This is a genomic window from Pedobacter sp., assembly GCF_035566355.1.
In the GTDB taxonomy this organism is placed as follows: Bacteria; Bacteroidota; Bacteroidia; order Sphingobacteriales; family Sphingobacteriaceae; genus Pedobacter.
Window position 1 is genome coordinate 1 of the sequence record NZ_DATMRL010000214.1, and the last position, 3402, is coordinate 3402.

Below are 3402 nucleotides of genomic sequence, written 5' to 3' on the forward strand. Positions count from 1 at the left end.
TATATTTACGGTCGTCAATTTCAACACGAGGTGTATTATTGTCGCCTTTAACTACCTTATAAGGAACACGGCCTGCTTCTTTACTTACTTCCGCAAAGCTGCTTCCCATAAAGCGCTTAATTGAATAAATTGTCTTTGTAGGATTGGTGATCGCCTGACGTTTAGCCGGCTCACCTACCTTACGCTCACCGTTCTCTGCAAAAGCAACAATAGATGGCGTTGTACGTTTACCTTCACTGTTGGCTATAACTACAGGTTCGTTACCTTCCATTACGGCTACGCAAGAGTTCGTTGTTCCTAAGTCTATACCAATAATTTTTCCCATTTTTATTATATCTTTTAATGTTATACTAATTCGATAACTCGTACTAAACAAGGGTTGTGCCAATTTGCATTTGGCAGAGAATTGACATATATAGCCCTCCCAAGCCTGCTAAAATGTAAATCGGAACCCCATCAACCTCTGACAGGTTGGCATAACCTTACGCCTCTAGTCCAAGAAGACGCTCCAAATGGTGATGGCCAATTCCAAAATAGGTTTTTGTTTCCCTGATCTTCTCCAGAACCTCTTTCCGGATGTCAGGACTATCTTTTGTTTTCACCCCTACAACCAGAACATTTTTAGGTGTATGCGCATCAGATATAAACTGCATCACTTTTGTTTTATAGCCAAAATACTCCAATATCAAAGCTCTCATTCCATCAGTTACCATTTCCGCCTGCCTCTCCAGAAAAATACCATGCCGGGTCAGAAAGTTCAATTCGTTCTTCTTTTTACCTTTAACAATTTCTTTTCTGATTTGTTTGTGGCAACAAGGAGCCACAACAATGAGTTTCGCTCCGGCTTTAATTCCTTTGGAAATTGCATCATCAGTTGCCGTATCACAGGCATGTAATGCAATGAGTAAATCAGTAGAAGAGGCGTCAAAATCCTGAATCGATCCCTCCGCAAAATTCAATCCGGTAAAACCCGATTTTACTGCGATGCGATTACAGAGATCAACCAAATCCTCCCTGTACTCCACTCCAGTCACCTGAACATCCAGACCCAAAACACTTTGCAGGTAATCATATAAAGCAAACGTAAGATACCCCTTCCCCGAACCCATATCTGCCACCTTCTTTAATGATCCGGCTGGCAGCTCCTTAATCATAGGACTCAGCAATTCAATATACTGGTTAATCTGCTTATACTTATCTTGCGCATTTTTAAATACTTCTCCCTGCTCATCCGTAATATTCAGATCGTGCAGATAGTTCTTATCAGCCGCAGGCTTAATCAGTCTTTTCTTCTCCTTATTATGAGCCAGATCAGGCACAACATTACCCTTTACCAGCGATTCCCTGACAGCGATACCACCCTTTTTATGATGCTCCAAAATAAGCTCCTTCTGCGTCGTAAATAAAGTACAGACCTTAAAATCATTACTGATCAATTGAGCAATCATATGGACGCCCTCATCCACAGGATAATTCTTAAATATATCCCTTGTCTTATAACGATAAGTAAAAGAAAGCATATCGGCCCTTTTGATCTTCACCTTCCGGACATAAATATTCTTTAACTCCTTTTCATTTCCCTGGTAATTTCCCAGGGACATCTTAATAAATGTACTAGTAGAAATACTTGTTGTTAACTCTTGCTGAAATTGCTGTATATGATCTTGATTGGACATGGAAATGAATTACGCCTCAAAGATAACCATTTGCAAAGGAAAACCTGAAGAGCAAGTATCCCTATATTTTGAAATTACTAATATTTTTAGTAATTTCAATTCCATGAACAACCTCTATTTTATAGCCATCCTTCCAGACCAGGACCTCAGTGCCATGATTGACGGAATCAGAAAAGAATGTGCCCATGATCATGGAGTATATGCAGCGCTGAAACCACCAGTACACATCACACTTGCTCCACCTTTTAAACTCCCCTCTGGTATGGAATCCCAGCTTTCAGAAAGCCTGAAAACCGCATGTAATTTCACACCATTTGTACAAAAGTTAGAAAACTTCGATGGTTTTCCTGAACATACCATCTATATACATGCTAAAAAGAGCGGTGCCCTCACTGCGGTCTACAACAATTTGAAATCGGTTTTAAAATTATACAATGCTGCACCCAAGGGTCAGTTAACACCACATATTACAATCGCCTATCGGGACGCAAAGGAAGCGTATCCCAAAATCATGCAACAATATAAAAAAAGAAGGTTAAGGGCCGAATTCCTGGTCAATCATTTTACCCTGCTGAAACACAATGGAAAATATTGGGATGTGCTCAGGGATTATTATTCCAGCCCAGGAGGTGAACAATTGACGATGTCTCTATAGCATAAAAGCCCTGTCCAAATTGGATAGGGCTTTTATATTTTAGAAAAAAAGAAAGACTATTCGCCTTTATCTTCTGCTTTCTCTTCAGTAGCAGCCTCTTCTTTAGCAGGTGTTTCTTCAACAACTTCTTCAGCTTTAGCTTCAGCAACTTTCTCTTCTTTAGCAGGCGCATCAGCTTTTTTAGCTTTGCTTCTACCACGACGAGTTGTTTTCTTTTCAGCTGATTCTGCTTCTTTACCATAAACCTCGTTGTAATCAACCAACTCGATCAATGCCATTTCCGCGTTATCACCCAAACGATTGTTCAACTTGATGATCCTTGTATAACCACCTGGACGATTCGCTACTTTAGCAGCTACATCGCGGAACAATTCAGTAACCGTATCTTTATCCTGTAAATAGCTAAATACAATACGACGAGAATGCGTAGTATCATTTTTAGATTTAGTGATAATAGGCTCAACGTACATACGCAAAGCTTTTGCTTTTGCCAAAGTAGTTGAGATCCTTTTGTTTTTAATAAGTGATGAAGCCATGTTAGCCAGCATCGCTCTACGATGTGAATCTGTTCTTCCTAAGTGGTTTACTTTTTTACCGTGTCTCATTTTTTAATTTATTCTTGTGTACCGTCTCTTTGAAATTAATCCGAGGGAATTACACACGATTAACAATATGTTATTTGTTTTTTATTCTTCGTCTAACTTGAATTTAGACAGGTTCATTCCAAAAGATAAACTTTTAGATTTCACCAGTTCCTGAATTTCAGTCAGTGATTTTTTACCAAAGTTTCTGAATTTCAACATATCAGCTACATCATATGATACAAGGTCAGCCAGTGTACGGATATCAGCTGCTTTTAAGCAGTTTAATGCACGCACTGACAGGTCTAAATCAACCAGTTCAGTTTTAAGGATCTTACGCATGTGCAGGATTTCCTCATCAACCTCTTTAGTTTCTTCTTTAGCCTGAGATTCCAGTACCAGGTTCTCATCAGAGAACAGCATGAAATGCTGGATCAGGATTTTTGCAGCTTCTTTTAATGCTTCTTCAGGATGGATAGATCCGTCTGTT

At 39.4% G+C, this 3402-nt stretch carries 5 protein-coding genes; 1 reads left to right on the top strand and 4 read right to left on the bottom strand.

Annotated features, from left to right (window positions below; genetic code table 11):
• Together VNZ46_RS08220 and VNZ46_RS08225 are read right to left on the bottom strand one after the other, a co-directional pair.
• Window positions 1-325, bottom strand: a 325-nt coding sequence (locus VNZ46_RS08220; protein WP_325559603.1) for an Hsp70 family protein, incomplete at its 3' end; no start/stop codon positions are given.
• A 157-nt stretch (window positions 326-482) separates the two neighbouring features.
• A complete protein-coding gene (locus VNZ46_RS08225; RefSeq protein WP_325559604.1) occupies window positions 483-1676 on the bottom strand; it encodes an SAM-dependent methyltransferase in 1194 nt (397 codons plus the stop codon).
• 4 nt (window positions 1677-1680) lie between these two features.
• Here VNZ46_RS08225 and VNZ46_RS08230 point away from each other — a divergent pair, with 4 nt between their 5' ends.
• Window positions 1681-2331, top strand: coding sequence for a 2'-5' RNA ligase family protein (locus VNZ46_RS08230; protein WP_325559605.1), 651 nt, complete (start codon window positions 1681-1683; stop codon window positions 2329-2331).
• Between the two features lie 56 nt (window positions 2332-2387).
• On the opposite strand, the gene rplQ is transcribed toward VNZ46_RS08230, so the two are convergent.
• Window positions 2388-2936 carry a 50S ribosomal protein L17 gene (rplQ, locus tag VNZ46_RS08235; RefSeq protein ID WP_108555018.1) on the bottom strand — a complete coding sequence of 183 codons (549 nt, stop codon included), beginning with the start codon at window positions 2934-2936 and terminating at the stop codon, window positions 2388-2390.
• 81 nt (window positions 2937-3017) lie between these two features.
• A partial coding sequence (locus tag VNZ46_RS08240) for a DNA-directed RNA polymerase subunit alpha C-terminal domain-containing protein (protein ID WP_325559606.1) occupies window positions 3018-3402 on the bottom strand: 385 nt, incomplete at its 5' end.

Excerpts from the sequence above, each read along its gene's own strand:
- VNZ46_RS08225 (WP_325559604.1), bottom strand. The coding sequence starts at position 1,676 with ATGTCCAATCAAGATCATATACAGCAATTTCAGCAAGAGTTAACAACA.
- VNZ46_RS08230 (WP_325559605.1), top strand. The coding sequence starts at position 1,681 with ATGAATTACGCCTCAAAGATAACCATTTGCAAAGGAAAACCTGAAGAG.
- rplQ (WP_108555018.1), bottom strand. The coding sequence starts at position 2,936 with ATGAGACACGGTAAAAAAGTAAACCACTTAGGAAGAACAGATTCACAT.